We start from the raw sequence: 24806 nt of genomic DNA, 5'->3' as shown, positions 1-24806 counted from the left end.
GAGAATCGCATGAAAAAATCATTTATTCTAACGCTTCTAACGATTATAACTCTAGGACTCTTCTGGCCAATTACTGCATCGGCTGAGGAGCCTCAAAAGCTACCATCTGGTATCGAACGGGATCAGATTGGCCAGAAAATCCAAGACTATGTCAAGGAACATGAAAAGACAACAGCCGGCATGGAAACTGCTATCTTTGACAAGAATGGTACCATTTATCAAGGCAACTTTGGCTATATGAACAAGGAAAAAGGCATCAAGGCCGATGATGATAGCGTTTTTGAATGGGGCTCCGTAACCAAATTAACCATCTGGGTCTCTGTCATGCAGCTCTGGGAGCAAGGTAAGATTAACTTAGAAGAAGACATCCGCACCTATCTGCCAGAGGGCTTTCTTAAGAATCTCCGCTATGATAAGCCTATCACCATGCTGGATCTGATGAGCCATCAGGCAGGATTCGATGAGGTAACCATGTACTTACAAGACGATAAAAGTATCGAAGAAATCCTTAAAGAACAACAACCTATTCAGTCTTTTGAACCTGGTACAGTCACAGCTTATTCAAATTACGGTGCTGGCTTGGCTGCTCTGATTGTCGAGCGGATCTCTGGTCAGACTTTTGCCGACTATGCCCATGAGCATATTTTCCAACCACTGGGCATGGATAAAACGGCTATTTTGCCAGATCTATCAGACAATTCCTACGTTCAGAAAAAGCGTCAAGAAACCAAAGGATACGACACTAAAGGAAACTTACTGAGCAAGGACCATTTCATCACTAGCATCTATCCTATCGGAGCGGCTACTGGCACCTTGAAAGACTTGGAGAAGTTCGCCCAAGCCCTGCTGGCTCGCAAGACGCTCTTTGAGCGCCCAGAGACCTGGAACACCTTCTATACTGCCAGTTCCACCTACCCTGACACGGATATCATCCGCAATGCTCATGGCTTTTGGGCCAACGAATACGGTACTACTGTGTTGGGCCACGGCGGAAATACAGCTGGCGCTACTTCACGGATAATGTTGGACTTGGAGCACGGTATCGGCTATGTCGTCATGACCAATCAAGGTACAGAGCAAAATTATAATTTCCAAATGCCAGAGCTCGTCTTTGGACCGCGCAAAACAGCCAGTAAGGAAACCAAAGAGCAGTTCAGTCCAGGCTATTATCGAACTCTGCGTAACTTTAATCAAGGGCCTCTGGCTATCTTTAAAATGATTCCAGCCTCCGCAGACTACTTGCAGGAACCATCTGACGATCAGCGATTGCCAAACAACTTCTGGACCATTTATCAGAGCCAAGGCAAGACCCGTATCGCAGTGGCTGTCGCAGACTATGAGAAAGTCTCTGACTTTGATTTCTTTAAAGACTATGTTGTTCTAGGTTTTGCCGGACTTGGTATCATCTACGCCCTCGGCCTGCTCATCATCAGCCCGCTTCTAGGAGTCTATCGGCTTATCTTTCGCAAGAAACAAGACCAGCCAGACCGCACTTGGAAGGTCTGGAACCTCCTAACAGCTGTTGGTATTTTGGCTGTTCCCGTCAATCTCTTTCTGCTATTCATGTCAGCAATTCCAGGAAATTTCGGCGAGATCGCTCAGTGGCGCTACATGCTCTTTGCAGCTTTGGGACTCCTGCTAACCGCAGCCGCTCTGTTACCGCTCTTCAGAAAGTTCAGAGAAAAGCTCAGCAAAGTCCGCCTCTTCCTAACAGCCATGACCAGCCTATCTGCCTTAGCAGTGGCCACTAATATCCTCTATTGGTCCCTCTATCAGTGGTGGGTATTCTAATATGAAAGGAGCCAGCTATGAAAAAAACATTTTCCCTAATCCTTTTAACTCTTTTGACTCTAGGACTCTTCCAGCCAGCTACGGCGCTAGCTGAGGAGGCTCAAAAGCTCCCATCTGGTATCGAACGTGACCAGATCGGCCAGAAAATCCAAGACTATGTCAAGGAGCATGAAAAGACGACTGCCGCTATGGAAACGGCAGTATTTGACAAGGATAGCACCATTTACCAAGGAAACTTCGGTTATATGGATAAAGAAAAAGGCATCAAAGCTGACAACAGTAGCGTCTTTGATTGGGGCTCTGTGACCAAGCTGACCGTCTGGATAGCTGTCATGCAACTCTGGGAACAAGGAAAGATTGACCTAGAGGAAGATATCAAGACCTATCTGCCAGAGAATTTTCTTAAAAATCTGCACTTCGACAAAGCTATCACGATGCTGGATCTCATGAATCATCAGACGGGATTTGATGAATCTCTGTCTTACACAAAAGGTGATAAAAATATAGAGGAAAATCTACGCATGCTCCAGCCTGTCCAGTCCTTTGAACCTGGAACAGTAACCTCTTATTCCAACTATGGTGCTGGGCTAGCTTCTCTGATTGTCGAGCGGATTTCCGGCCAGACCTTTGCTGACTATACCCACGAGCATATCTTCCAGCCGCTTGGCATGGACAAGACAGCTCTCCTACCGAACTTATCTGATAATCCCTATGTCCAGAAAAAACGCCAAGAGTCTAAGGCCTATGATACAAAGGGAAATTCACTAGGGACAGCTTTTTATGAATATGGTCTCTACTCAATTGGCCAAGCAGCCGGTACCTTGGAGGATTTACAGAAATTTGCTCAGGCTCTGCTGGGGCGCAAGGTTCTCTTTGAACGTCCAGAAACTTGGAATACTCTCTACAATCCCACTTCGACCTATCCAGGTACAGACATTGCCCGCAATGCCCACGGTTTCTGGATCAACGAATACGGAGTCAGCATCATTGGCCACGGTGGCAATACTGATGGTTTCAGCTCTCGTCTCATGCTAGACTTGGAAAGTGGCATCGGCTACATAGTCATGACCAATCAAAGCATGGAAGAGAATTACAACTACCAAATGCCTGAACTGGTTTTCGGAAGACGTAAAACAGCTGACGAAGATACCCAAAAGCAGTTTACACCAGGCTACTACCGTTCTCCACGTACCTTTCTCCATGGCCCCTTATCCTTTCTAAGACTCATGATGCCCTCAATAGAGAAGATTGACAATCCTGCTCAGAACCGAATCTTGAGTACCAATTTTTGGACCATCTATGAGAGCAAGGGAAAGATTACAATTCCCGTCGCTGTGGTAGACTATGAAAAAATCTCTGCTTTCGACTACTATAAGGACTATATCATCGTAGGTTTAGGCATTCTTGGAATTGTCTATAGTTTTGGAACGCTCATCATCAGCCTTTTATTAGGAGCTTATCGCTTGATTTCCCGAAAAACGGTTGAGCGCACAGACCGCACTTGGAAGGTCTGGAATCTACTGACTTCTCTTGGTATTCTGGCTGTTCCCCTAAACCTACTAATGATTATGATACCTTTGATGGCTGATGACCTTGATTCTCTAGCTCCTTGGCGCTACATGCTCTTTGCTGCCTTGGGACTCCTACTAACCGCTGCGGCTCTGCTGCCGCTCTTCAGAAAATCCAGAGAAAAGATCAGCAAGGGACGCCTCTTCCTGACGGCCATGACCAGTCTATCTGCTTTGGCAGTGGTCGCTAATATCCTTTACTGGTCCCTCTACCAGTGGTGGGTACTTTGATAAATGAGGTGTTATTATGTTCAAACTGATTTCTGTTTGGTTAAAAATCTGGATTCCCATTCTCTTTGCTATGGGAATCGGTATTCTCTTATATCTTATCACACATTGGACTACACTAGATGCTGGAAGCAGATTTGTCGCTATAATCTATGTCATGCTCCCTTTGCACTGTCTAGAGGAATGGAGATTTCCTGGCGGTTTTCATTATAACTACAACATGCTTCGGCGCTCTCAACAGCCCGATCGCTATCCTATGAATCAATTTTCTGATATGCTGACTATTATGTTAGCTGAATTAATTGGTATTGTCTGTCTTTTCTACGGTGTCAATCAGATCATTGTTATCTGGAATCTTATCTTTTGCTTTTTTGAAATGATTGGCCACCTGATTTTTGGGTTCAGTATGTACCGACGTTTTCGTACAGTGGGAAAAAGAACCATTTACAACCCAGGTTTTACGACAGCGGTTGTCTTTACGCTTCATGCTCTCTACTATGTTCTGAGCCAGTATCCTACAAATCTCCCCAGTTTGCCAATAATCATTTTAGCCATTATCAGTGGAACAGTTCTTGTAAGCAGTGTCATTCTTATCCCTGAGCAACTGTTCAAATCAAAAGAGACTCCTTATCCTTTTGATAGCAACCGCTATTATGAAAAATATATTGCAAGAGAAAAAAACTGAGTTCCCTTCCCTATTTCATAATCTTCTTCAAAAATTCTATGAGAAGTCGAAGGCATAACTGAGTGACTAATATTCACTAAAATCGAAAAGTGGCCTAGTTTTATTCTGCGTATTTAGTTTTTTCTTGTTTTTTTATATTTTACTTATTATAATATGAAAGTAAGTAAAAAAGAAAAAAATCGTCAAGCTATTTTAGAAGTGGCAGGGGAGCTGTTTCGCTCTAAGGGCTTTGGAGCAGTTTCTATGCGAGAGATTGCAGGGAGCAAGCATTAACTGGTGCTTCTATGGCGGGGTTGGGTTGCATTCTTCTTATTAGTTACAGTAAATTGCCAATCAGTATGACAGCTCTTTTATCACTTTACCTAATTAAACTTCTATTCGCTTTTAGTGTAAATCACTATACGACTGCTTGTAGTAATGCTTATAAATAAAAGTATACGAATCTAAAACATGATGAACAGAAAGGAATCTCTATGTTGAAAAGAATCTTTATATTTATCCTTAAAACAATCACTTGGCTAGTAGGAATCTTAGCTCTGGCCTTATTGGCTCTCTTTCTCTATCACCGCTTTCAAAAAGCTCAGGAAAGCAAACTCATTGAGAAGCCGATTGGCCAACTGGTCGAGGTAGAGGGTAAGAAGCTCAATGTCTACACTGCTGGCAAGGGCAAGAAGACCTTGGTTTTCCTATCAGGTCTGGCCACCAATGCTCCGGTTCTGGATTTCAAGGCTCTTTATTCCAAGCTGGAGGACGATTATCGCATCGTCGTAGTAGAACGTCTAGGCTATGGTTACAGCGATGATGGGAACGATGACCGCTCATTGGATAGACAGGTAGAGCAGACCCGTAAAGCCCTCAAAGCTGCTAAGATATCCGGTCCTTATGTTTTGGTTCCGCATTCGATTGCCGGTTTAGAAACGATTCACTGGGCCAATCATTACCCAGAAGAAGTAGAAGCTATTATCGGGCTAGATATGACCATGCCTCATAGGGAGGTGTCCGACCATATGGACCTGCTTTTTCAGACTTTCCAGCTAGGGGGAATGCTAGGCTTGGCTCGCCTACCGATTTTCTTTGATGTAAATAGCAGCCCAGCCATAAAGTCTGGAGCTCTCAATGATCAGGAAAAAGCTATCTTTAAAGCCTTGTTCCACCGGCGGTCAATCACCCAGGCGGTCATGAACGAAGTCAAGGATCGGAAGAAAAATGTTGAAACGATTAACAAAGAGCCCGTGCCGCAGATTCCAACTCTTATCTTTGCAGCTGTCCAACAAGGCGGAGAAGCTCCCAAGCTGGAAAAAGAGTTTGTCGCGCAGAATGCCCAAGCCAAACTTGTAACATTAGAAGGCTCCCACTATATCCATGACGATAAGCCAGAGGAAATCGCCCAGCAAATAAAGGAATTCTTGAAATAATGAATCTTGAAAAGTATTTAAAATTCAGTTAGACTAAAGTTCCTATAAAACATACATACTTGAAAAAGGCTGAGACATTCATATCTCAGCTTTTTTTCTATTTCACAGATGCTCCGTTAGTCGCGATGACTTCCTTGTACCAGTCAAAGGATTTCTTCTTAGAGCGTTTGAGTGTTCCCTTGCCTTCATTGTCCCGGTCCACATAGATAAAGCCGTAGCGCTTCTTCATCTCGCCAGTACCGGCTGATACTAGGTCGATACAGCCCCAGGTCGTGTAGCCCCACAGAACTACGCCGTCTTCATTGATGGCTTGCCGCATAGCCTTGACATGGGCTGCCAGGTAGTCAATCCGGTAATCATCAGCCACATAGCCATTTTCATCCGGACTATCCACTGCACCCAGACCATTCTCCACGATAAACATAGGCTTTTGATAGCGATCCCAGATGGTATTAAGCGTAATGCGCAGGCCCAGAGGATCAATCTGCCAGCCCCACTCAGAAGCTTCCAAATAAGGGTTCTTGAGAGAAGCAAAGATATTGCCCTCGGTCAGCTCATTGACCTTAGGGTCGCCCGAAGCTACCCGGCTAGAGTAGTATGAGAAGGAAATGAAGTCCACCGTATACTCCTTGAGCAGCCGCAGGTCTTCTTCTGTCATTTCAACAGTGATGCCCTCGAGCTCCCAAGCTTTCTTGGCGTAGTTGGGATATTCACCACGCGCCTGCACATCAATGAAGAAATAGTTTTTCCTATCTTCCTCCATACCAGCCCATACATCGCGTGGATGACAGGTGTTAGGATAATTTTGCCCCGCTGCCAGCATACAGCCGACCTTATTTTCTGGATCAATCTCATGAGCCAGCTTGGTGGCAATGGCTGACGCGACCAGCTCATGATGGGCCGCTTGGTATTTGACCTGCTCTTCATTTTCGCCTTCTTCAAAGCAGAGCCCCGCCCCCATAAATGGTGCATGGAGGATCATGTTAATCTCATTGAAGGTCAGCCAGTACTTGACCAAGCCCTTGTAGCGAGTAAAGAGAGTGCGGCAGAGACGCTCGTAAAATTCAAGCATGAGACGACTCCGCCAACCACCATATTGCTCAATCAAGTGCATGGGACAGTCAAAGTGAGTAATGGTCACCAAGGGCTCAATGCCGTACTTGTGACATTCCTTAAAGAGGTCTTCGTAAAATTTCAAGCCAGCTTCATTAGGCTCCAGTTCATCCCCCTTAGGGAAAATCCGGCTCCAAGCAATGGACAGTCGATAGGTCTTAAAACCCATCTCGCCAAAGAGGGCAATGTCCTCCTTGAAGTGATGGTACATGTCAATGGCTTCCTTAGCTGGGTAGAAATAGCCTTCCTCAAAGTCAAACATCTTTTTCTTACCCGTGATGATGGCTAGACGGTCCTTACCAATCGGTACCACATCTACGTTGGCCAGCCCGCGACCATCCACATCATAAGCACCCTCACACTGGTTGGCAGCCGTCGCTCCGCCCCACAAAAAACCATCAGGAAAAGTCAGTTTTTTGGTCATATCTCTACTCACTTTCTTATTTTAATTCTTTATCTACTTATATTATACTCCAATCTCAACACCTTTACTTGTGAAATGATGCTAAATAGCGGTACTATTCCACTATTTGAACCAGCAGATTTTCTATTTTTATTCTATCTTCAATTCTCCAAAATAGGTTCTCGTAAAAATTAGAAAAATGAGACTGGAAAACCAGTCTCCTCCTGTTTCTTTTAAATCAAAGCTGTGATAGCCGTTACTAAGCCAAAAACAATCCCAGGTGCATTGGCTGCTGCAAGTGGAATATCTCTTTCTTTTTTGAAAAGTCCATAATAGACCCAGAGACTGCAGTTGATTGCTGCAACCAAGGGCTGGATGAAATTCCCCTTTTGGCCAGCTAGATTGTTCATGATTTGTGGGAAGTAAGACACATATATCATAACAGACATGAAGGTCGCTACCCAACCCAGAATTTTCATTTGTTTTTCAGACATTTTTATAGCCTCTTTCATTTTTGCTGAATCTTGTTTTATAATCTTCTTTCAAAACAATCAAGTCTTTAAATCTTTTGTTATAAAGTTGTAAACTATCACAATCTTGTGATAAGAAAGAAGAGTGAGTTTAGAAAAAGTATATATAATCAGAAAAACGCATATTACTATGCATTGAAAAATCTTGATACTGGGTGTTTTATTGCTGAAATATTTACTTTATTTTCTGATAAAACTGACTTTTAAGCCAGATTCAATATTTTCCTAAATCTACAACTTGTTGATATCTACTTTCATCATCAATATGATGGGCAATTTCTAACATCATAACAGGAAGAGAAAATAGTAGTTCACGTACCATGAGGGCGTTTTCTTTATCTAGGGTTGCTGTTACTTCATCAGCCAACAACAGATTTTTTCTACGAAGAAGAAAGCGTGCCAATTCAATCCGCACCCTTTGTCCCCCAGAAATATTCTCCCCGTTATTCTTGATAATAAAATCCAGCCCACCCGTCAATTCAAAATCCAGTTTGACTTGTTTCAAAACAGCAAGCAGCTCTTCCTCAGAAAATTCTTGTCCTAAGGTCAAATTGTAACGCACTGTATCATTAAAGAGAAATGGGTGTTGGTTAATAATTCCTATACTGGATACAAAACTTGATGTACATTCATTAACAGTTGTCACGCCGATAATTTCTCCCTCATCTGCTATTTCTTCTCCAGTAATGAGTCGGAACAAGGTTGACTTACCACAACCACTCGGTCCTTTGATTAAAACTTTCTGACCTGCTTGAACATCCAAGTTTAAGTGAGTAAAAAGCTGTCTGTCACCATAAGATTTACTTAAATTTTTAATGTGCAGGGCATGCAATTCTTGCGCATCTTTTTTATCTATCTGTTTTACATCTCCAATTTCTAATATTCCAAAAATCTTATCAGCTGTCGTTTTGGCCCCTTGTATATCTACAGCATCATACATAATAGTCTGAATAGGGCTCACTAGTTGACCTGCTGCGATGTACATGGCAACAAGACTTGCCACTGACACTTTCTGCCCAGCCATAGCAAAGTAAAAACCTAAAACAAGTGGTAAAACTTGGCTCAAAAAGACCATGAAACCGTTGCAAAAGAAAATAATATTATGGGTAAAGCAAAATTTTTGAATTGCTCGTTGATAATTTAGATTAATCTTCCAAAATCTGTTCTGATTTTCAGAAATTGCTTGGTTCATGAGTAGAGTATGTGCTCCTCGGATACTATCAGATACTTGATTATGAACATCTACTCTGCCTTGCGCCATGTCATCACCAGTATGTTTGAGTCTTTTATTCATCAAGAACTGAGGAATAGGACGCAAAATAGTGAAAAAGACAAAAATGCTACCTAGCAACAAATTTTGCGAAATAATATAAATCGCTGTTAGTAATGCAACAAAGCTCCAGCAAATGATATTGACGTATTTTTCTAAGTAATTATCCCCCAAATACTCCATATCTTGTGTGAGCATGGTGATTTTTTCATCTTCGCTAAAATCTTTATTTGTCATCAGCTTGCCAAATAAATCTGCCCTCATATTCATTTGAATTTCACGACGAAAAACATTATGTGTATGATTACAAAAGAGCATTAAGCTATACAGGACAAAGTATACTGTAAAGCCAAAAACAGCAAACTGTATAATTTTAGAATAAGTCAATTCTCCTTGATTTAAGGACAAGGCTTGTGATACGACTAAGGGTTGAGCAAGAGCCAAACCTCCATTTGCCAGTGCGCCAATGATAGTATAAAACTTCGTTTTCTTGTCCAGATAGTGAAATATTTTATTCACAATGCCCTCCTAGAAAAAGAGAGTGGCTAGCACTCCTCTCCATTTTTATTATATAAATTTAACAAATATTACAATCTCATTATTCCTATCTTCTATCTGTTTTAAATATTTGTTTACCTCATTTTCTTCAAGTAAATGTTTATTCTCTTCCAAAATAGGCAATATATTCACTTTCCGTTGTTTTATTTTCTTGTATATTCTTCTTCAATTCATTCGTAATCAAAAATGAATGATTATTTTTGATATTAAAATATACACTACCATCTTCAGTATAATACCTTAAGATATATCGTGATAACTTTCATATTACCATCTCTTTATCTTTGCTTTATTTTAAATACATTGTATAACTATTAAAATAATAATTCAAGAAAAATCAGAATATTAGAAAAGTTCTACATTTTAATAATTTTTAATCGAGTACAAACTAATTTCAAATTCCCTTATCTACTACTATACATGCCGTACTATCACATTTCTGTTCGTCGAGACACAATCTCGCTATTCCTTCCTCTAAGGTTAACTTCAAATGACTACGCATCCTATTTCATTCGATAAAAATCAATCACTAGACCAGCAGGGCCTTTAACTAGCAGCGATTCCGTACCCCAATCAGTTACAGCTGGGCCGTGTAAAATCTCAGCACCAAGCTCTTTCAACCGCTGGTAATTCTGGTCTACATCCTCAATCTCGATATGAAGAATGATTCCTGTCTGGAAATTTTCCAAAGGAATCAAATGATTTTGGGACAACATGAGGCAATGACTGCCAATCGTGAACTGAGCAAAACTGTCGTCAACATAGTCTGCCTTTTTATCAAAAATACGCTCCAAGTCAGCACAGACTTGAGGAACATCTGAAACGATGATATCTAATTGATTTAAATTCATTTACTATCCTCCATAAAAAGACCGGATTGCTCCGATCTTTTCAAGTTCCGCTCTAAGAAAATCAAGTTATAAACAAGACATCGAACCGCAGGCAGTACTGCTGTACGGCAAGGTTAAGATGACACAGTTTACATTTGATTTTCGGCGAGAGGAATTATTTGATTGCGCGTGATTGCAACCCTTCTTCTTCCAAGAAGAGGCGGAATGGTACGAGTTCTTCTGCTTCGTATTTTTCCTTGAAGGCTTTGATAGCTTCTTCTGAGTGAAGTTTTGGATCGAGTTCAAGTACTTCTACTGGAAGCGGACGGTGTTGCGTGATGCGGGCATCGATGACAACAGTTTTACCTTCTTTGTTCAATTTAACAGCTTCTGCAACAACGGCGTCGATGTCTTCGATTCGCTCAACTGTAAATCCAACTGCACCTTGTGCTTCAGCGATTTTCGCGTAGTCAGCGTTTGTGAAGTCTACACCAAACAAGTGTTTGTTTGTGTCTTCGTATTTGTTCTTGATGAATCCGTACTCAGCATTTGAGAAGACAAGGTTGATAACTGGAAGGTCGTATTGAACGTTTGTGATCACGTCTGGATAGCACATGTTGAATGCACCATCACCCATGATGTTCCATACTTGGCGATCTGGATTGTCTTTCTTAGCAGCGATACCACCAGGAAGGGCAATACCCATTGTCGCAAAGAGTGGAGATGTACGCCACATGTTCTTAGGAGTCATGTGAAGGTGACGAGTCGACGTTTGAGTAGTGTTACCTACGTCGATTGAGTAGATAGCGTCTTGGTCAGCGTATTTGTTAACTGCATTGTAAACTTGGTACAATTGCAATTCACCCTCAGTTTTACCTTCGAGTTTGTTCATGTAATCACGCCAGTTTTGGTTGTTCTTAACGTTTGCACGCCACCATGGAGTAGACTCAACTGCGTCTACCTTATCAAGGATTGCTTTAGCTGCTTGACCTGCATCACCAAGGATTGAAGCGTCAAGGGCATGGCGTTTACCAAGTTTGTAAGGGTCGATATCGACTTGGATGAATTTTTCAGTGTTCTTGAAAGCTTCGTAAACTTCAGCAAATGGGAAGTTTGAACCAAGGAAAAGAACTGTGTCTGCTTCGAAGACCACTTCGTTGGCTGGTTTCCAACCAACACGGTAAGCAGAACCTGTCAAACCTTCATAGTTCCACTCGAAAGCTTCAAAGTTTTTACCAGTTGTGATGATTGGTGCTTTGATTTTACGAGACAATTCAGTAATCACTTCACCAGCTTTAACACCACCAAATCCAGCGTAGATAACTGGACGTTCAGCCTTGTTCAAGATTTCAACAGCTTTGTCGATTTCAGTTTCATTCAAAGCAGGAGCGATGAATGAACGCTCATAAGAACCTGATCCGTAGTATGAGTTTTCGTCAATTTCTTGGAAACCAAAGTTTACTGGAATTTCAACAACAGCTGGACCTTTTTTAGAAATAGCAGCACGGCAGGCTTCGTCGATAACTTTTGGCAATTGCTCAGCATAAGCTACACGTTTGTTGTAAACAGCAATACCGTTGTACATTGGGTTTTGGTTAAGCTCTTGGAAGGCATCCATATTGAGTTCGTTGACTGGACGTGATCCAAGAATAGCAAGGAATGGAGTGTTATCCATAGCTGCATCGTAAACACCGTTAATCAAGTGAGTCGCACCTGGACCACCTGAACCAACTGCAACCCCGATTGAGCCGCCGAATTTAGCTTGCATCACCGCTGCAAGAGCACCAGTTTCTTCGTGTCGAACTTGCAAGAAACGGATATCTTTGTCTTCAGCCAAAGCATCCATGAGTGAGCTGAGTGTTCCTGATGGGATACCGTAGATGGTATCTACGCCCCATGTTTTCAATACGTTGAGCATTGCTGCTGATGCAGTAATTTTTCCTTGAGTCATAATAATAACTCCCCTTCAATAAAATAAATTTTCAGTTATTGAAAACATTTCCACTTGTGAATGAAAACGCTTCAAGCAACTTTACTCTATCAATTTATCATGTTTTTTCGCTCTTGTATAAGAATATGCTCATAGATGATATAGAACTATTACATAACACAAAGCCCTAAATTTTTTCACAAAGTCCAATGTGTTTTATAATAATTTTCATAATCCCTTTGAAATCAAGCATCATTCACAGAAAAACTTTGTAAGTTAAGGAAAACAAAAAAGCTCTGTTCTGGAAAAACAGAGCTGTATTTTTTCGAAGAAACTACAAATATTCCTGCAAAGCCTTGGACAGGGCTGCATAGCCAGCAATAGTCAGATGGAGGCCGTCAGTTGTGTAGTCTGGGCGCAGCTGGCCTTCCTCGTCCAGAAAAGCATCGTAGAGATCGATAAACTGGACATTCATGTAGGCGCTGGCCAGCTGGCGATAGGCCTGATTAAGGGCCAGAATCTTTTCATTGCTGCGGACATAGACCGTGCTCTTGTAGGCTGGATCTTCATTGACCGGCAGGACCGACAGCAACTGGAGCTGAGCCAGAGGATAGTCACGAGAAATCTCCTGAATAACGGCTTCCAAATTGGACAGCGTTTCTGTCTGAGGCATCTCCTTGCCAATGTCATTGGTACCTATCAGGATAAAGACCTTATCCAGTGCCTGCCCAAAGAGATGGACATCCAGATTTTCTAATAGCAAATCAGTCTTATAGCCCCGAATGCCACGGTTGACCAGTCTTTTATCCGTCTGCAAGAGCTCCTGAAGCGGATAGTATTCCACAATGGAGTCTCCGATAAAGATGATATCTGGCTCCTTGACGGAGAGTTGATTGAGCTCTCTGTAGTTTTGCTGCAATTTTGCCTGCTCCTTGAGAAGCCATTCTTCTAGTAATTGTACTGCCATTATCCCTTTTCCTCTTCTAAGTATTGCTCAAGCACCTGTAGAACACCGGCTTCTGTATTGGCTGGCGCTAGGTAATCTGCTACCTTTTTGACCCGCTCATCGACATTCTCCATAGCGTAAGAAATACCAGCTAATTCAAGCATTTCTATGTCATTTTCACTATCGCCAAAAGCTATGATTTCTGAGCTTTGAATCTGCCACTTAGCCATCAGTTGCTGCAAGCCCCAAGCCTTGTGCATCCCATCTTGGAGAATGTCAATGGCTCCATAACCACTGGCAACCGCGCTCAATCGGCCTGCAAAATGCTGATTAATCAGACGAGCATGCTCTGCTGCTGCCGCCTCTTCTACCATCATACTCATTTTCAAGACCTTGTCAAAGGGATAATCCTGAAGACTAGGAACAAAATTCATACGCTTATAGAAAAGCCGGGCCATTTCCTTAGTCATGACTTTTTCAATCAAGGGAAACTCTGTACCCTCCTGGACAAATCCGCCTCTTTCGGAGGTCACAACCAGCTGAAGCTCCCTTTCACGCCCAGCAAAGTAAGCCAGCGCATCCCTAATCAATCCAGGTTCCCAGAAGCTACTCATGCTTAGCTGGTTCTTTTCAAAAATCCGCGCTCCGTTGGCGACTACCAAGGTCATTCGTTCTACCAAATCTCCCAATAGCAGTCGCATCCGTGGAATTTCATTGCCAGTAGCCACCACAAAGCGAATGTCTCTCTTATCCAGCTCATCTAAAATAGTAGCCAGACGCGGCAAATCCAGCTGTCCCTGTCCGTCTAGCAAGGTTCCATCCATGTCTGTCGCTATCATCTTTACAGTCATCTTTTTATCCATTTCTATCTTTGTCATCCAATTTGGACTGTCCCTTTCCCAGCAAGCTCCAGTTGCCGCTGGCTTCGTAGGCGGTGATTATCTCCCTGGCTGTATCCGTGATCTCTTCTGGATAGTTCAGGCTCTCTAGTGTATTAACCGCATTCTTGGTCAAAGCGCTGCCTTGCTTAATCTTATAGTCAAAGACAATCTCTCCTGCTATATATTGACTGTCAAAGTGATATTGAGCATTGAGCTGACCAGAGGCTGCTACCAACTCCACATCATGGCTCGAAATCATGTAAAGACAGGGCTTCTGGGCTAGCCAATCAATGATTGCTAGTCCTGCACCAATCCGCTCAACAGTATTGGTTCCCTTAAAAAGCTCATCGATGAAAAAGTAGTGCAAGCCCTCTTCTTCCAAGGAATCTATCATGCGCTCAATAGCCCTGCTCTCGGCGATAAAGTAACTATCCCCAGAGCCGATGTCATCGGTCACATCCATTGAGCTCAAGACATGACCATGCTGCAAGGTCAAGTTCTCTGCACAAGCAAAGCCTAGCCCCTGAGCCAAGATAGCATTGATAGCTGCTATTCTCAGGTAAGTCGATTTTCCAGAAGCATTATCGCCACTAATCATCATATTCTTAGAAAAGTCCAAATCATTGCTAACAGGTCGCTCTAAGAGTGGATGATAGAGACCCTTGCCCTTCATCCCAGCTGAGCTTGTAAAGCTAGGTTTCGCATAAATCGGCAGGCTTTCCTTGTAGTTAAGTACAGCAATCGCTGCCTCTAAGCGACCTAGAATCTCCAGCACTTGCCTAGCCTGTTGATTGGCCTTGACCAGACGATTGGAGATATAGGCCTGAGCCAACTGAGGTATCAGCAAGACGGAGTTGATATAGAGATAGAAAATCTCCAGCTCAGAGGCACCCGACTGGGGCCGAAAGACTTCTCCAAAAAGCCGTGTTCGGCTAAAAGAAGCCACCGCTTCTTTTAGAGAAGCTTGCTGGGGCAAGGGCAGGCGGGCGATCTTTTCACCAATATAGAAGATCCGTACCAGATAGCCCATGCTGTCTAACTTCATCTCTAGAGACCAGCGCGTGGCCATGGAATAAACGATATTAAAGGCCATGCTGATGATGGGAACTATATATCCCAGACTAGGATTGATAAAATAGAGTAAAGGGGAAAGTAGCGGAATCGCAGCCAAAAACAGGTAAAAACTTCCCTTGTGATTCGCCTGAGCTGGTTTATAGATCAGCTTCTTAGCTTGATTGTGATTTTTCTTGCCAAGCTCAGAAAAAAGCAGCTGCAGCTGAATGCGCACCTCTGGATGTTGGGCTAAATATGCCTGCAAATCATCAAATTCCTGATCTGCCTCGAAATGCAACAGGCGGAGTTTGCTGTAAAGGTACTCTGAACCTAGACTGGATTGGGATGCTGTATCAATATCCTGAAAAACATCAAAAAAGTCCAAATCTCCCCAAGTCTGGTCGTCCACCAGACTATCATAGGTTCCAGCTTCTTCGTCTAACAAAAAGGACTCATATAGACTGGACTCACTGTCTGGCCGGCAATCCACCCGCTCACGACTTCCCCAAGCAGCAGCTAAACGCTTCTTAAAGCGAATCTTTCTCCGAATAGCGAAGACTATGACAAGCACTAGCACCGCCAAAAAGCCCAGTAATACCACGATAAATTGCGACATAAATGCCCTCACCCTTTCCAGAAGACCTCTGACTTTTAGACATATTATACTACTTAAAAAAGTAAAAAGAAAGGCATGAAGAGGCGGATAAGACGGTTGATTTTACAATGGGCACTTTTCAATCTTCCAGTTTTATATTATAATCATAGCTATATTCCTGTCGTAAAATTGGAGGTCCTCATGAGCAAAAAAGAAGTCGCATTCCCACGCTACCAGCAGATTGCCGTCGCCATTGCCGAGCGAATCGTTGACGGCAAATATCCTATCGGCAGCAAAATCTATGCCCGCTCTACCCTAGCCAGCAACTTCAATGTCTCCCCTGAGACAGCCCGCAAGGCTATTAATGTGCTGGTAGATCTGGAAATCATGGAAGTCCGCCATGGCAGTGGAGCCTTCATCTCCTCCAAGGAAAAAGCTCAACAGTTTCTTGAGACCTATAAAGATGTCAACTCTCTGCAGGACCTCAAAACCAAACTCCACCAGAGCATCCAGCGCCAAGAGGAAGAATTTGCCAACTTTTCCCAGCTGCTCAATCAGCTTCTCAGTCGGACCAAAGATGTCCAGCAGCGCTTCCCTTTCAATCCCTACGAGCTCCAGCTCTCAGCAGACGCCATCAACCTAGGAAAATCTATCAATGAGCTCAATATCTGGCACTCGACTGGCGCTACCATTGTCGCAGTTCAGCAGGGAGAGCAACTCCTAATCTCGCCTGGTCCTTATACCAAGCTGGAAGCCGGCAATACCATCTACTTTGTTGGCAACGAATTATCAGTTGGTTTGATGCATAATTTATTTTTTAATGAAATTGAAACAAACAAGTGAAACAGCGCTTGTTTTTTTCTTTGCCAAAAAATAGAATAGACAGGCGAATCCGCTGTCTGACAAGCTTTTTGCGACTTTCAGAAATATTCTAGAAAATCATCCTCCTTTTTATAATAACCGAAAAATGCCGGTCTGACGGTCTTTTGGGTTTGACAAAGTGACCACACGATGTTATACTGTGATGGTCTTTTAAGTGACAACTTATCAAAATAAACATGTAGTCACTTGTGCAAAAGGAGAAATACGTTGAATAAACTAGAAGTAAAACATTTGACTAAAATTTTCGGCAAAAGGCAAAAGCAGGCACTGGAAATGGTGCAGCAAGCCAAAAGCAAAACGGAAATTTTAGAAAAAACCGGTGCTACTGTCGGAGTTTACGATGTAAACTTTGAGGTTCAGACTGGAGAAATTTTTGTCATCATGGGACTGTCCGGTAGTGGGAAGTCTACCCTTATCCGCCTGCTTAACCGATTGATTGACCCAACATCAGGCGACATTTACATCGACGGCCAAGATGTGGCCAAAATGAACGAAGAGGAGCTGCGGGACGTTCGCCGCCACAAGCTCAATATGGTCTTCCAAAACTTTGGACTCTTCCCGCATCGGACCATTCTGGAAAATACTGAGTTCGGTCTGGAAGTCCGAGGTGTTGATAAGGAGGAGCGCACGCGCCTAGCTGAACAAGCTCTGGACAATGCTGGTCTCCTGTCCTTCAAGGACCAATACCCCGATCAGCTCTCCGGCGGGATGCAGCAGCGGGTTGGCTTAGCTCGAGCTTTGGCCAATAATCCTGATATTCTGCTCATGGACGAGGCCTTCTCAGCTCTAGATCCCCTTATCCGCCGCGAAATGCAGGATGAGCTGCTGGATCTGCAAGCAGAGCATGAGCGTACCATTATCTTTATAACCCACGATCTTAATGAGGCCCTGCGTATCGGTGACCGTATTGCTATTATGGCTGACGGTCAGATTATGCAGATTGGCACCGGTGAGGAAATCCTGACCAATCCAGCCAACGACTTCGTTCGAGAGTTCGTTGAAGATGTGGACCGCTCCAAGGTCTTGACTGCCCAGAATATCATGACAACGCCACTGACTACTAACATTGACATTGACGGACCAACCGTGGCCCTTAATCGCATGAAAAAAGAAGAGGTCAGTATGCTGCTGGCTGTGGATAGGAAGCGGCACCTCAAGGGTAGTCTGACTGCCGAAGGCGCCCGAGATGCCCGTAAGCAGCATCAAGCACTGGCTGAAGTGATTGATAAGAACGTCCGCAAGGTCACTCAGGAAACCCTGATTACCGATATTTTCCCGCTGATCTACGATTCACCAGCGCCTCTGGCCGTTGTAGATGATAAGGACAAGTTAGTCGGCGTTATTATCAAAGGTCGAGTCATCGAAGCCTTGGCCAATACTACTGAATCTGAAGAATAAGGGAGGTTCGCATTTTGAATATTTTACAACAGCCAATCCCCGTTTCTCAATGGGTTGAGTCCTTTACTAACTGGGTAACTGATACCTTCTCCGGGCTTTTCTCGGTCCTTCAGGCTATCGGAAATGCCATCATGAATGGGATGACAGACACCCTGCTCTTCATTCCGCCCCTGCTCTTTATCGCAGTCATGACTATTTTTACCTATTTGATTTCCAAGCGTAAGCTGGGGCTGCCCCTGCTCACCTTCCTAGGCTTACTCTTTGTTTACAACCAAGGCCTCTGGGAAAATCTTATGAACACTGTGACCTTGGTTATCGTCTCCAGTGCCATTTCCATTATCATCGGTATTCCACTGGGGATTTGGATGGCTAAGAGCAATCGTGTCGAAGCAGTTATCAAGCCCTTGCTGGACTTTATGCAGACCATGCCGGCCTTTGTCTACCTGATACCGGCCGTGGCCTTCTTCGGTATCGGTATGGTGCCTGGGGTCTTTGCCTCTGTCATCTTTGCCCTGCCACCGACTGTCCGCTTTACCAATCTAGCCATTCGTCAGATTCCGACCGAGCTGATTGAAGCGTCAGACTCCTTCGGGGGTACTGGCAAGCAGAAGCTCTTCAAAGTTGAGCTGCCTCTGGCTAAAAATACCATCCTAGCTGGGGTCAATCAGACCATCATGTTAGCTCTGTCTATGGTCGTTACTGCCTCTATGATTGGGGCACCAGGACTGGGTCGCGGCGTTCTCTCTGCCTTGCAGCATGCCGACATCGGTTCCGGATTTGTCAATGGGGTATCTCTGGTTATCTTGGCCATTATCATTGACCGCCTGACCCAGAAGCTCAACCAACCTCTGGCTAAAAAATCACCGGTCACTGCCAAGGAAAAACGCAACAAGATTATGCTCTGGTCTGCTCTGGCTGCTGTCATCCTGACAGCCTTTGTCGGAAATCAAGTGACCAAGCTCCAGCAAAGCAAAAAAGAAAAGGTCAACCTTGCCTATGTTGAATGGGACTCCGAAGTTGCCTCAACCAATGTCGTAGCGGAAGCTCTCAAGGAAATGGGCTACGATGTCACCATCACACCGCTAGACAATGCCGTTATGTGGAAGTCCGTTGCTAATGGCGAAGCCGATGCCATGGTTTCTGCCTGGTTGCCGACCACCCACGCTGCTCTCTATGAGGAGTACAAGGACAAGCTAGTGGACTTGGGGCCAAATCTTGAGGGCGTTAAGACAGGGCTAGTCGTACCAAGTTATATGGACGCCGACTCTATCGAAGACCTGTCAGACCAAGCCAAGAAAACCATCACAGGTATTGAGCCCGGTGCTGGTATCATGACCGCGACTGAGAAGACTATGCAAGAATACAGCAATCTCAGTGGCTGGAATCTTTCTTCTTCCTCAACAGGAGCCATGACCACTGCTCTGGATCAGGCTATTAAGAATAAAGAAGATATCATCGTAACCGGCTGGTCACCTCACTGGATGTTCTCCAAATATGACCTTAAGTACCTCAAGGATCCTAAAGGAACCATGGGTGGTAAGGAAGCTATCCACACTATGACTCGGAAAAATCTAGACAAGGACTTACCAGAAGTCAATAAGGTCCTAGACAACTTCAACTGGACTCAAAAGGACATGGAAGAAGTCATGCTTAAGATTAACGAAGGCAGCTCACCAGAAGCTGCAGCCAAAGAGTGGATCAAAAACCACCAGAAAGAAGTCGAAAGCTGGAAAAAATAAAAGCATAGAAAAACCCTGAGATACTGTTATCTCAGGGTTTTTGATTAGCTTCTTTCTTGTCTTACAAGACTTAGGCATCTTTTAAAGATTGCTTCTATTTGGAGCATCATTCTTTAATAGCATCTTCGTATCTGTCAAAGGCATAGTGGCTCTGTGCGTAGAGTGGATTATCCATGGCCAATAGCAAGTATTCATTTTCTTTTTTAGTGCTGTCTCCATCAGAGTCATTCCAGGTAACATCTAAGGCCAGCCACTGACCATCTACTTTTGCGAAGTTCCAAGCATGCGGGTCAAAATCATCTGTATTTCCACTCACATACATGGTTTCGAGACCAGCTTCCTGAGCAAGAGCCTGGAAGGTTACAGCGTAAGCTTGACAGACTCCCTTACCCTCAAATAGCGGACCAGTAATATCAAAACTAGATTCATACTTGCGAATACCGTCTTGCATATCTTTAAACGCTTTTGAAATAGCTTCTTCTGATTCTTTATTCTCAATAGATGTTTTGTAATTCAAAAAGCCTTGGTAAGCAACCTTATCATAGCTAATATGCTCAATCATATACTGATTAATCGCCTCAATCTTTTCTCGGTCGCTCATCTGGTCTTTGATGATGTCTTTGACAATCTCTTTGACCTTTTTGCGGGCCTTCTTATATTTGGCTGTTTCATTAGCATCGTATTTAAAACTTACCACATGTTGCTTAGCATCAATGGTAGGAACCACTCCCTGCTGAATGACTGGATTTTGCTCTAAAACATCGTGAAGCAATTCACTGACATCTCCTTCACTCAGCTCTGGAAACTCACTGTAATCAACATATTCGGCATCGGACAGAAGAGCCTTGGCAAAATATTCCTGCGCTGCACTTCTGGCTGCCACTCTTTCCTCAATATCACTAACATCATGAACGACTGTTTTACCCTTGAGATCCAAGTCAGCCTGCTCTACGCTGATATATTTCTCTGAAACACCAGACTTGCTTTCCTCTTTATTGACCTTTTCATTATGTCTATCTACAACAGGCTGCACTTCTTCGACACTGGCCTGTTCAATGAAAAAGTCCGTTTTGACAGTAGGCATGCCCTTGATAGAGACCAGACATCTGACATCCCGGCCTTCTTTTTCAATTTTTTCATAGACGATTGGAAAGTTCTGAATCTGGCCATCCATCATCTGCAGTGGTGCTTCTTCAGGAATGTTCCCCTTCTGCCGCAGGGCGGAAACCTGGTCAGAAAAAGTCCGAAAATCAATTTGATTCGGCATCAGTTTCGCAAAGCTATCAGATGAGATAGGATTGCTGATAGTTCCTAAAGCTTCTTTGTCTTTAAGGGGAACAACAAGGAGTTCATAAGGCTTTTTCTCAACCGTTTTCTTACTGTAATCCTGGTCGTAAGCCTGCAGCAACCGTTGTCTGGCAAGAATTGGATCATCACCAGAACGGCCGCCGTTGCGGCTATCATAGTGGGTAGGCAAATCTGTCCGATAGACTGTCGAAGTGACCCGATCGACCTCTTTATAGTTGTAAAGACCTGTCTTCGTATCACTGCCAGGCATGGTCACATACTCTCTTTTTATAATGGAATAAGAGTCCGCTCCCGGTACCTCTGTCCATTCCAGCTGCAGGCGACCATCTCCGAGCAGACTGCTCTTGGTTTTCAGAGCTAGCTTGTCGCGCCCTTTCTTATCTATCTTAACGATCCAAAGTTTTGGTTTTTTAAGCTTTTTACCTGTGCGCTCATCATCCCGTTGCAGTAAATAGAGCGTATCAAAAACACCCCAGCTCTCACCTTGCTTGGCTAGACCATATTCCGTATGCTCTCCATTTGGCTCCACTCTAGTCGCAGAGAAATGATAAGCTGGCTCAATCACTATCTGCCGCTTATCATTCATCTTAAAGTCACCCCCTAAAATAGCTCGTAAGTTGCTGTCCCCATAAATTTCAAAGGAAGAAATCAACTCGGTCTGTCCTTCATGTGGCAGTGTCTCAAAATCGTTAGGCTTTTGTACCTCTGTCGGAAAGGTAATAGGCTCATTTTCCTTAATCTGAATGACCTTTTCTTGGACATCATAAGGAGTATTTTTGCTGTATTTTTCTCTCAGCTTACGAACACTTTCCGAAAATTGGCTGCCTTGCTCTCCCGGACCTCCACCGTTCTTTTGAAAAAGACTGCAGCCCATCAGAAAACAAATCAACAGAGTAAGCAGAGAAATGAAACGGATTTTCCTACTCATGATTTCCCCTCCTGAAGTAAATATTCTTAATATATTATACCATATTTTATTTGAGGTGTCTTTGTTTTTTGTAAACGGATTCAAATATCTGCAATTTTGCGAATAAACTCTTAATTTTTTTATAGAGACAGCTTCCCTCAAACTACTGCATTTTCTCCTCTTGCTTTTAAAATCAAGAGGCTTCAGCCAATTACCTCCTTAAAACATAGAAAAACCAAGCCAGATAGGACTTGGTTTATTTTATAAGGAGCCATTTTGTTTAAGTCATTCAATCCTGATAGAGACTGTCTCCATTCGTCGCAATAACTTCTTTATACCAATCAAAAGATTTTTTCTTGTAGCGGGCTAGAGTTCCGCTACCGTCATCGTTGCGGTCAACGTAGATAAAGCCATAACGTTTGCTGAGTTCTGCCGTGCTGGCTGAGACTAGATCAATACAGCCCCAAGTTGTGTAACCTAGCAATTCTACGCCATCTTCCAGCGCTTCTCCTACCTGCTGCAAGTGCTGTTTAAGATAATCAATACGGTAGTCATCTTCAACCGTTGGGCCAGTTGGACCATCCACCAAGACATCCTTGGCACCGAGACCATTTTCCACGATGAAGAGAGGCAGCTGATAGCGGTCATAAAAGCTATTTAGCACCAAGCGCAAGCCGACTGGGTCAATCTGCCAACCCCATTCTGAGCTAGCCAGATGAGGATTTAGGATGCCACCTAGAAGATTGCCTCGGCCGGAAGAATAATTTTCCGGATCATGAGCCGCAACCACACTCATATAGTAGGAGAAGGAAATAAAGTCTACAGTATTTTCAGCTAAAAGCTCTTTGTCGCCTGGCGCAAACTGAATCTCAATACCATTCTCCTTGAAGAAACGATTGATATAGGCTGGATATTTCCCACGCGCATGGATATCAGAGAAGAGGTAGTTTTGATTTTCAAATTCCCGCGCTGCCAGCACATCTTCAGGTTTAGGTGTCATAGGATAGGCTGGCATAGCCAGAACCATACAGCCAATCTTAAAATCAGGTTTGATCTCATGACCGATTTTCGTTGCCAAGGCAGAAGCTACCAGCTCATGATGGACCGCTTGATAGAGGTCTTGTTTGGACAACTCTTCAGCTGGCGTGGCAATACCGCCGCTCATAAAGGGCGCATGGAGAACAGAGTTGATTTCATTAAAGGTCAGCCAATACTTGACCTTATCCTTGTAGCGAGTAAAAACCGTGCGGACATAGCGCTCGTAGAAACCAATCAAATCGCGGTTGGCCCAGCCATTGTACTGACGCGCTAAATGCAGGGGCGTTTCATAGTGAGACAGGGTAATCAGCGGCTCAATGCCATATTTGGCCAGCTCGTCAAAGAGATTGTCGTAGAATTGCAGACCAGCTTCATTGGGCTCCAGCTCATCCCCATTTGGGAAAATCCGAGACCAAGCAATGGAAGTTCGGTAGACCTTGAAGCCCATCTCCGCAAAGAGGGCAATGTCCTCCTTGTAACGATGATAGAAATCAATCCCTTCCAGCTTGAGATTATCTGCTGTCGGCTCCTCGGTAATCAAAGGATTGCGATCACCTGGCGTAGCTGGCACACCGCCTTTTGGAGTCACATCCTGAACAGACAGGCCTTTTCCATCCAGATTATAGGCGCCTTCATACTGGTTGGCTGCAGTTGCACCGCCCCAGAGGAAATTCTGCGGAAATTTACCCATTTGCATTTTCTCGCTTTCGTTTTTTTTATATTTATATTATAATAGTTGTCAAACATATTTTCTAACACAATTATCTTAATAAATTGTACTATTCTACGAAAGAGTGTCCCCATGATTGATTTAGGCCAACTACATAAAAATACCGTTTTTAAAAACCAAGGAACCCCTTATTCTCTGACCCGCACCATCACTGAAAATGGTCATCCAGATATTCTTTTCCACTGGCATACCGATGTTGAAATGATTTATGTCCACGAAGGAAAAGCACAATTTCATATTGACGACGATTACTTTAACAGCGAAAAAGGTGATATTATCCTGATTCGCCCCAATGCCCTGCACTCCATCCACCCCATCAACGACGAGCGCCATTATATGGACGCCATTAATTTCCATCTGGATCTGATGGGCTACTCTGCCATGGATCAGGCCAGCATCAACTATCTGCAACCCCTCTACAATGGCCAGTTGGACTTGACTCATGTTATCAAGCCTACGGATACAGCCTATGCCGAGATTCGCCAGTGCCTCTTAGCAGCTATGGAAACAGGCTATTTCCGCAAATCTCACTACGAATTTCAACTCAAAGCCCAGCTCAACCAGCTCTTCTACCTGCTCTTTGAGAATGGCTATGTCATTTCCAAAGACCTGTCACCAGAAGGCTACCGCAAGGAAGAAAAGATTCGCTCCATCATCGACTACATCAATGCCCACTACCAAGAAGACCTGAATATTGACCAACTGGCTAGCATCTGTGGCTACAGCTCCACCCATTTCATGAACTTCTTCAAGAAGCATCTGGGCGTTTCCTGCATTGAGTACCTGATTCAATTCCGCCTGCGCAAGGCAGCCGAACTCCTGCAACACTCCAACCTCTCTGTACTGGAAATCTCCAGCCAAGCAGGCTTTAATAACCTGTCCAATTTCAACCGCCAGTTCAAAAAATACTACCAAATGACACCAAGTCAGTATCGGAAGAAATGAAGCGCTAAATTAGAAAATAAAAAACGAATACCTGCTAAGCTAAGTGAACTTTGAGGTGTTCGT

The 24806-nt window shown here is 43.7% G+C and carries 19 protein-coding genes; 9 read left to right on the top strand and 10 right to left on the bottom strand.

Annotated elements, in window-relative coordinates; all coding sequences use genetic code 11:
* Nucleotides 1–9 precede the first annotated feature (9 nt).
* The 5 genes from K1J09_RS04420 to K1J09_RS04400 all read left to right on the top strand — a co-directional run bounded on the left by K1J09_RS04420 (nucleotide 10) and on the right by K1J09_RS04400 (nucleotide 5687).
* Nucleotides 10–1791: a serine hydrolase domain-containing protein gene (locus K1J09_RS04420; protein ID WP_223323050.1), complete on the top strand. Its 1782-nt coding sequence runs from the start codon at nucleotides 10–12 to the stop codon at nucleotides 1789–1791.
* A gap of 17 nt (nucleotides 1792–1808) precedes the next feature.
* Nucleotides 1809–3590, top strand: coding sequence for a serine hydrolase domain-containing protein (locus K1J09_RS04415; protein ID WP_223323049.1), 1782 nt, complete (start codon nucleotides 1809–1811; stop codon nucleotides 3588–3590).
* 16 nt (nucleotides 3591–3606) lie between these two features.
* Complete coding sequence (locus K1J09_RS04410; protein ID WP_223323047.1) at nucleotides 3607–4272, top strand: HXXEE domain-containing protein; 666 nt, start codon at nucleotides 3607–3609, stop codon at nucleotides 4270–4272.
* Nucleotides 4273–4425: 153 nt separating this feature from the next.
* Nucleotides 4426–4545 (top strand): TetR/AcrR family transcriptional regulator, encoded by a 120-nt coding sequence (locus K1J09_RS04405; RefSeq protein WP_223323045.1) that lies wholly within the window; start codon nucleotides 4426–4428, stop codon nucleotides 4543–4545.
* Nucleotides 4546–4745: 200 nt separating this feature from the next.
* Entirely contained in the window at nucleotides 4746–5687 is a 942-nt protein-coding gene (locus K1J09_RS04400) for an alpha/beta fold hydrolase (RefSeq protein ID WP_223323043.1), read from the top strand.
* A 97-nt stretch (nucleotides 5688–5784) separates the two neighbouring features.
* Here K1J09_RS04400 and K1J09_RS04395 read toward each other — a convergent pair whose 3' ends face one another.
* The 8 genes from K1J09_RS04395 to K1J09_RS04360 all read right to left on the bottom strand — a co-directional run bounded on the left by K1J09_RS04395 (nucleotide 5785) and on the right by K1J09_RS04360 (nucleotide 15817).
* On the bottom strand, nucleotides 5785–7224 hold the full coding sequence (locus K1J09_RS04395; protein WP_223323041.1) for a 6-phospho-beta-glucosidase: 1440 nt from the start codon (nucleotides 7222–7224) through the stop codon (nucleotides 5785–5787).
* A 212-nt stretch (nucleotides 7225–7436) separates the two neighbouring features.
* Nucleotides 7437–7697, bottom strand: coding sequence for a SemiSWEET family transporter (locus tag K1J09_RS04390; RefSeq protein WP_126435914.1), 261 nt, complete (start codon nucleotides 7695–7697; stop codon nucleotides 7437–7439).
* Between the two features lie 250 nt (nucleotides 7698–7947).
* Nucleotides 7948–9522: an ATP-binding cassette domain-containing protein gene (locus K1J09_RS04385; protein WP_002896547.1), complete on the bottom strand. Its 1575-nt coding sequence runs from the start codon at nucleotides 9520–9522 to the stop codon at nucleotides 7948–7950.
* A gap of 542 nt (nucleotides 9523–10064) precedes the next feature.
* On the bottom strand, nucleotides 10065–10412 hold the full coding sequence (locus K1J09_RS04380; protein WP_002896549.1) for a VOC family protein: 348 nt from the start codon (nucleotides 10410–10412) through the stop codon (nucleotides 10065–10067).
* A 154-nt stretch (nucleotides 10413–10566) separates the two neighbouring features.
* Nucleotides 10567–12342: a pyruvate oxidase gene (spxB, locus tag K1J09_RS04375; protein WP_061602591.1), complete on the bottom strand. Its 1776-nt coding sequence runs from the start codon at nucleotides 12340–12342 to the stop codon at nucleotides 10567–10569.
* 313 nt (nucleotides 12343–12655) lie between these two features.
* Nucleotides 12656–13288, bottom strand: a complete 633-nt coding sequence (locus tag K1J09_RS04370; protein ID WP_223323039.1) for an SGNH/GDSL hydrolase family protein — start codon at nucleotides 13286–13288, stop codon at nucleotides 12656–12658.
* The gene (locus K1J09_RS04365) at nucleotides 13288–14145 is read right to left on the bottom strand and encodes a Cof-type HAD-IIB family hydrolase (protein WP_223323036.1); all 858 of its coding nucleotides are present in this window, start codon (nucleotides 14143–14145) and stop codon (nucleotides 13288–13290) included. Before K1J09_RS04365 ends, K1J09_RS04370 begins: the two co-directional genes overlap by 1 nt.
* Nucleotides 14123–15817 carry a MutS-related protein gene (locus K1J09_RS04360; RefSeq protein WP_223323035.1) on the bottom strand — a complete coding sequence of 565 codons (1695 nt, stop codon included), beginning with the start codon at nucleotides 15815–15817 and terminating at the stop codon, nucleotides 14123–14125. The genes K1J09_RS04365 and K1J09_RS04360 overlap by 23 nt, the downstream gene beginning before the upstream one ends.
* Before the next feature lie 180 nt (nucleotides 15818–15997).
* Here K1J09_RS04360 and K1J09_RS04355 point away from each other — a divergent pair, with 180 nt between their 5' ends.
* From K1J09_RS04355 to K1J09_RS04345, 3 genes are all read left to right on the top strand, one after another.
* Nucleotides 15998–16639 carry a GntR family transcriptional regulator gene (locus K1J09_RS04355; protein ID WP_223323033.1) on the top strand — a complete coding sequence of 214 codons (642 nt, stop codon included), beginning with the start codon at nucleotides 15998–16000 and terminating at the stop codon, nucleotides 16637–16639.
* 246 nt (nucleotides 16640–16885) lie between these two features.
* Entirely contained in the window at nucleotides 16886–18076 is a 1191-nt protein-coding gene (locus K1J09_RS04350) for a quaternary amine ABC transporter ATP-binding protein (RefSeq protein WP_223323031.1), read from the top strand.
* Between the two features lie 14 nt (nucleotides 18077–18090).
* Complete coding sequence (locus K1J09_RS04345; protein WP_223323029.1) at nucleotides 18091–19815, top strand: ABC transporter permease/substrate binding protein; 1725 nt, start codon at nucleotides 18091–18093, stop codon at nucleotides 19813–19815.
* 106 nt (nucleotides 19816–19921) lie between these two features.
* On the opposite strand, the gene K1J09_RS04340 is transcribed toward K1J09_RS04345, so the two are convergent.
* Both K1J09_RS04340 and K1J09_RS04335 read right to left on the bottom strand, forming a co-directional pair.
* Nucleotides 19922–22051, bottom strand: a complete 2130-nt coding sequence (locus K1J09_RS04340) for a transglutaminase domain-containing protein (RefSeq protein ID WP_223323027.1) — start codon at nucleotides 22049–22051, stop codon at nucleotides 19922–19924.
* A gap of 268 nt (nucleotides 22052–22319) precedes the next feature.
* A complete protein-coding gene (locus tag K1J09_RS04335; RefSeq protein ID WP_270619125.1) occupies nucleotides 22320–23765 on the bottom strand; it encodes a glycoside hydrolase family 1 protein in 1446 nt (481 codons plus the stop codon).
* A 105-nt stretch (nucleotides 23766–23870) separates the two neighbouring features.
* Here K1J09_RS04335 and K1J09_RS04330 point away from each other — a divergent pair, with 105 nt between their 5' ends.
* Entirely contained in the window at nucleotides 23871–24743 is an 873-nt protein-coding gene (locus K1J09_RS04330) for an AraC family transcriptional regulator (RefSeq protein WP_061602599.1), read from the top strand.
* The last annotated feature ends 63 nt before the right edge of the window (nucleotides 24744–24806 follow it).

The organism is Streptococcus sanguinis (assembly GCF_019928825.1).
Taxonomy (GTDB): Bacteria; Bacillota; Bacilli; order Lactobacillales; family Streptococcaceae; genus Streptococcus; species Streptococcus sanguinis_L.
Note: the sequence above shows the minus strand (reverse complement) of the source record. Positions and strands in the feature narration are given on the sequence as shown.

Coding starts and splice junctions, on each gene's coding strand:
- K1J09_RS04355 (WP_223323033.1), top strand. CDS start 15,998: ATGAGCAAAAAAGAAGTCGCATTCCCACGCTACCAGCAGATTGCCGTC.
- K1J09_RS04410 (WP_223323047.1), top strand. CDS start 3,607: ATGTTCAAACTGATTTCTGTTTGGTTAAAAATCTGGATTCCCATTCTC.
- K1J09_RS04335 (WP_270619125.1), bottom strand. CDS start 23,765: ATGCAAATGGGTAAATTTCCGCAGAATTTCCTCTGGGGCGGTGCAACT.
- spxB (WP_061602591.1), bottom strand. CDS start 12,342: ATGACTCAAGGAAAAATTACTGCATCAGCAGCAATGCTCAACGTATTG.
- K1J09_RS04400 (WP_223323043.1), top strand. CDS start 4,746: ATGTTGAAAAGAATCTTTATATTTATCCTTAAAACAATCACTTGGCTA.
- K1J09_RS04330 (WP_061602599.1), top strand. CDS start 23,871: ATGATTGATTTAGGCCAACTACATAAAAATACCGTTTTTAAAAACCAA.
- K1J09_RS04360 (WP_223323035.1), bottom strand. CDS start 15,817: ATGTCGCAATTTATCGTGGTATTACTGGGCTTTTTGGCGGTGCTAGTG.
- K1J09_RS04415 (WP_223323049.1), top strand. CDS start 1,809: ATGAAAAAAACATTTTCCCTAATCCTTTTAACTCTTTTGACTCTAGGA.
- K1J09_RS04365 (WP_223323036.1), bottom strand. CDS start 14,145: ATGACAAAGATAGAAATGGATAAAAAGATGACTGTAAAGATGATAGCG.
- K1J09_RS04395 (WP_223323041.1), bottom strand. CDS start 7,224: ATGACCAAAAAACTGACTTTTCCTGATGGTTTTTTGTGGGGCGGAGCG.
- K1J09_RS04380 (WP_002896549.1), bottom strand. CDS start 10,412: ATGAATTTAAATCAATTAGATATCATCGTTTCAGATGTTCCTCAAGTC.
- K1J09_RS04420 (WP_223323050.1), top strand. CDS start 10: ATGAAAAAATCATTTATTCTAACGCTTCTAACGATTATAACTCTAGGA.
- K1J09_RS04405 (WP_223323045.1), top strand. CDS start 4,426: ATGAAAGTAAGTAAAAAAGAAAAAAATCGTCAAGCTATTTTAGAAGTG.
- K1J09_RS04390 (WP_126435914.1), bottom strand. CDS start 7,697: ATGTCTGAAAAACAAATGAAAATTCTGGGTTGGGTAGCGACCTTCATG.
- K1J09_RS04340 (WP_223323027.1), bottom strand. CDS start 22,051: ATGAGTAGGAAAATCCGTTTCATTTCTCTGCTTACTCTGTTGATTTGT.
- K1J09_RS04370 (WP_223323039.1), bottom strand. CDS start 13,288: ATGGCAGTACAATTACTAGAAGAATGGCTTCTCAAGGAGCAGGCAAAA.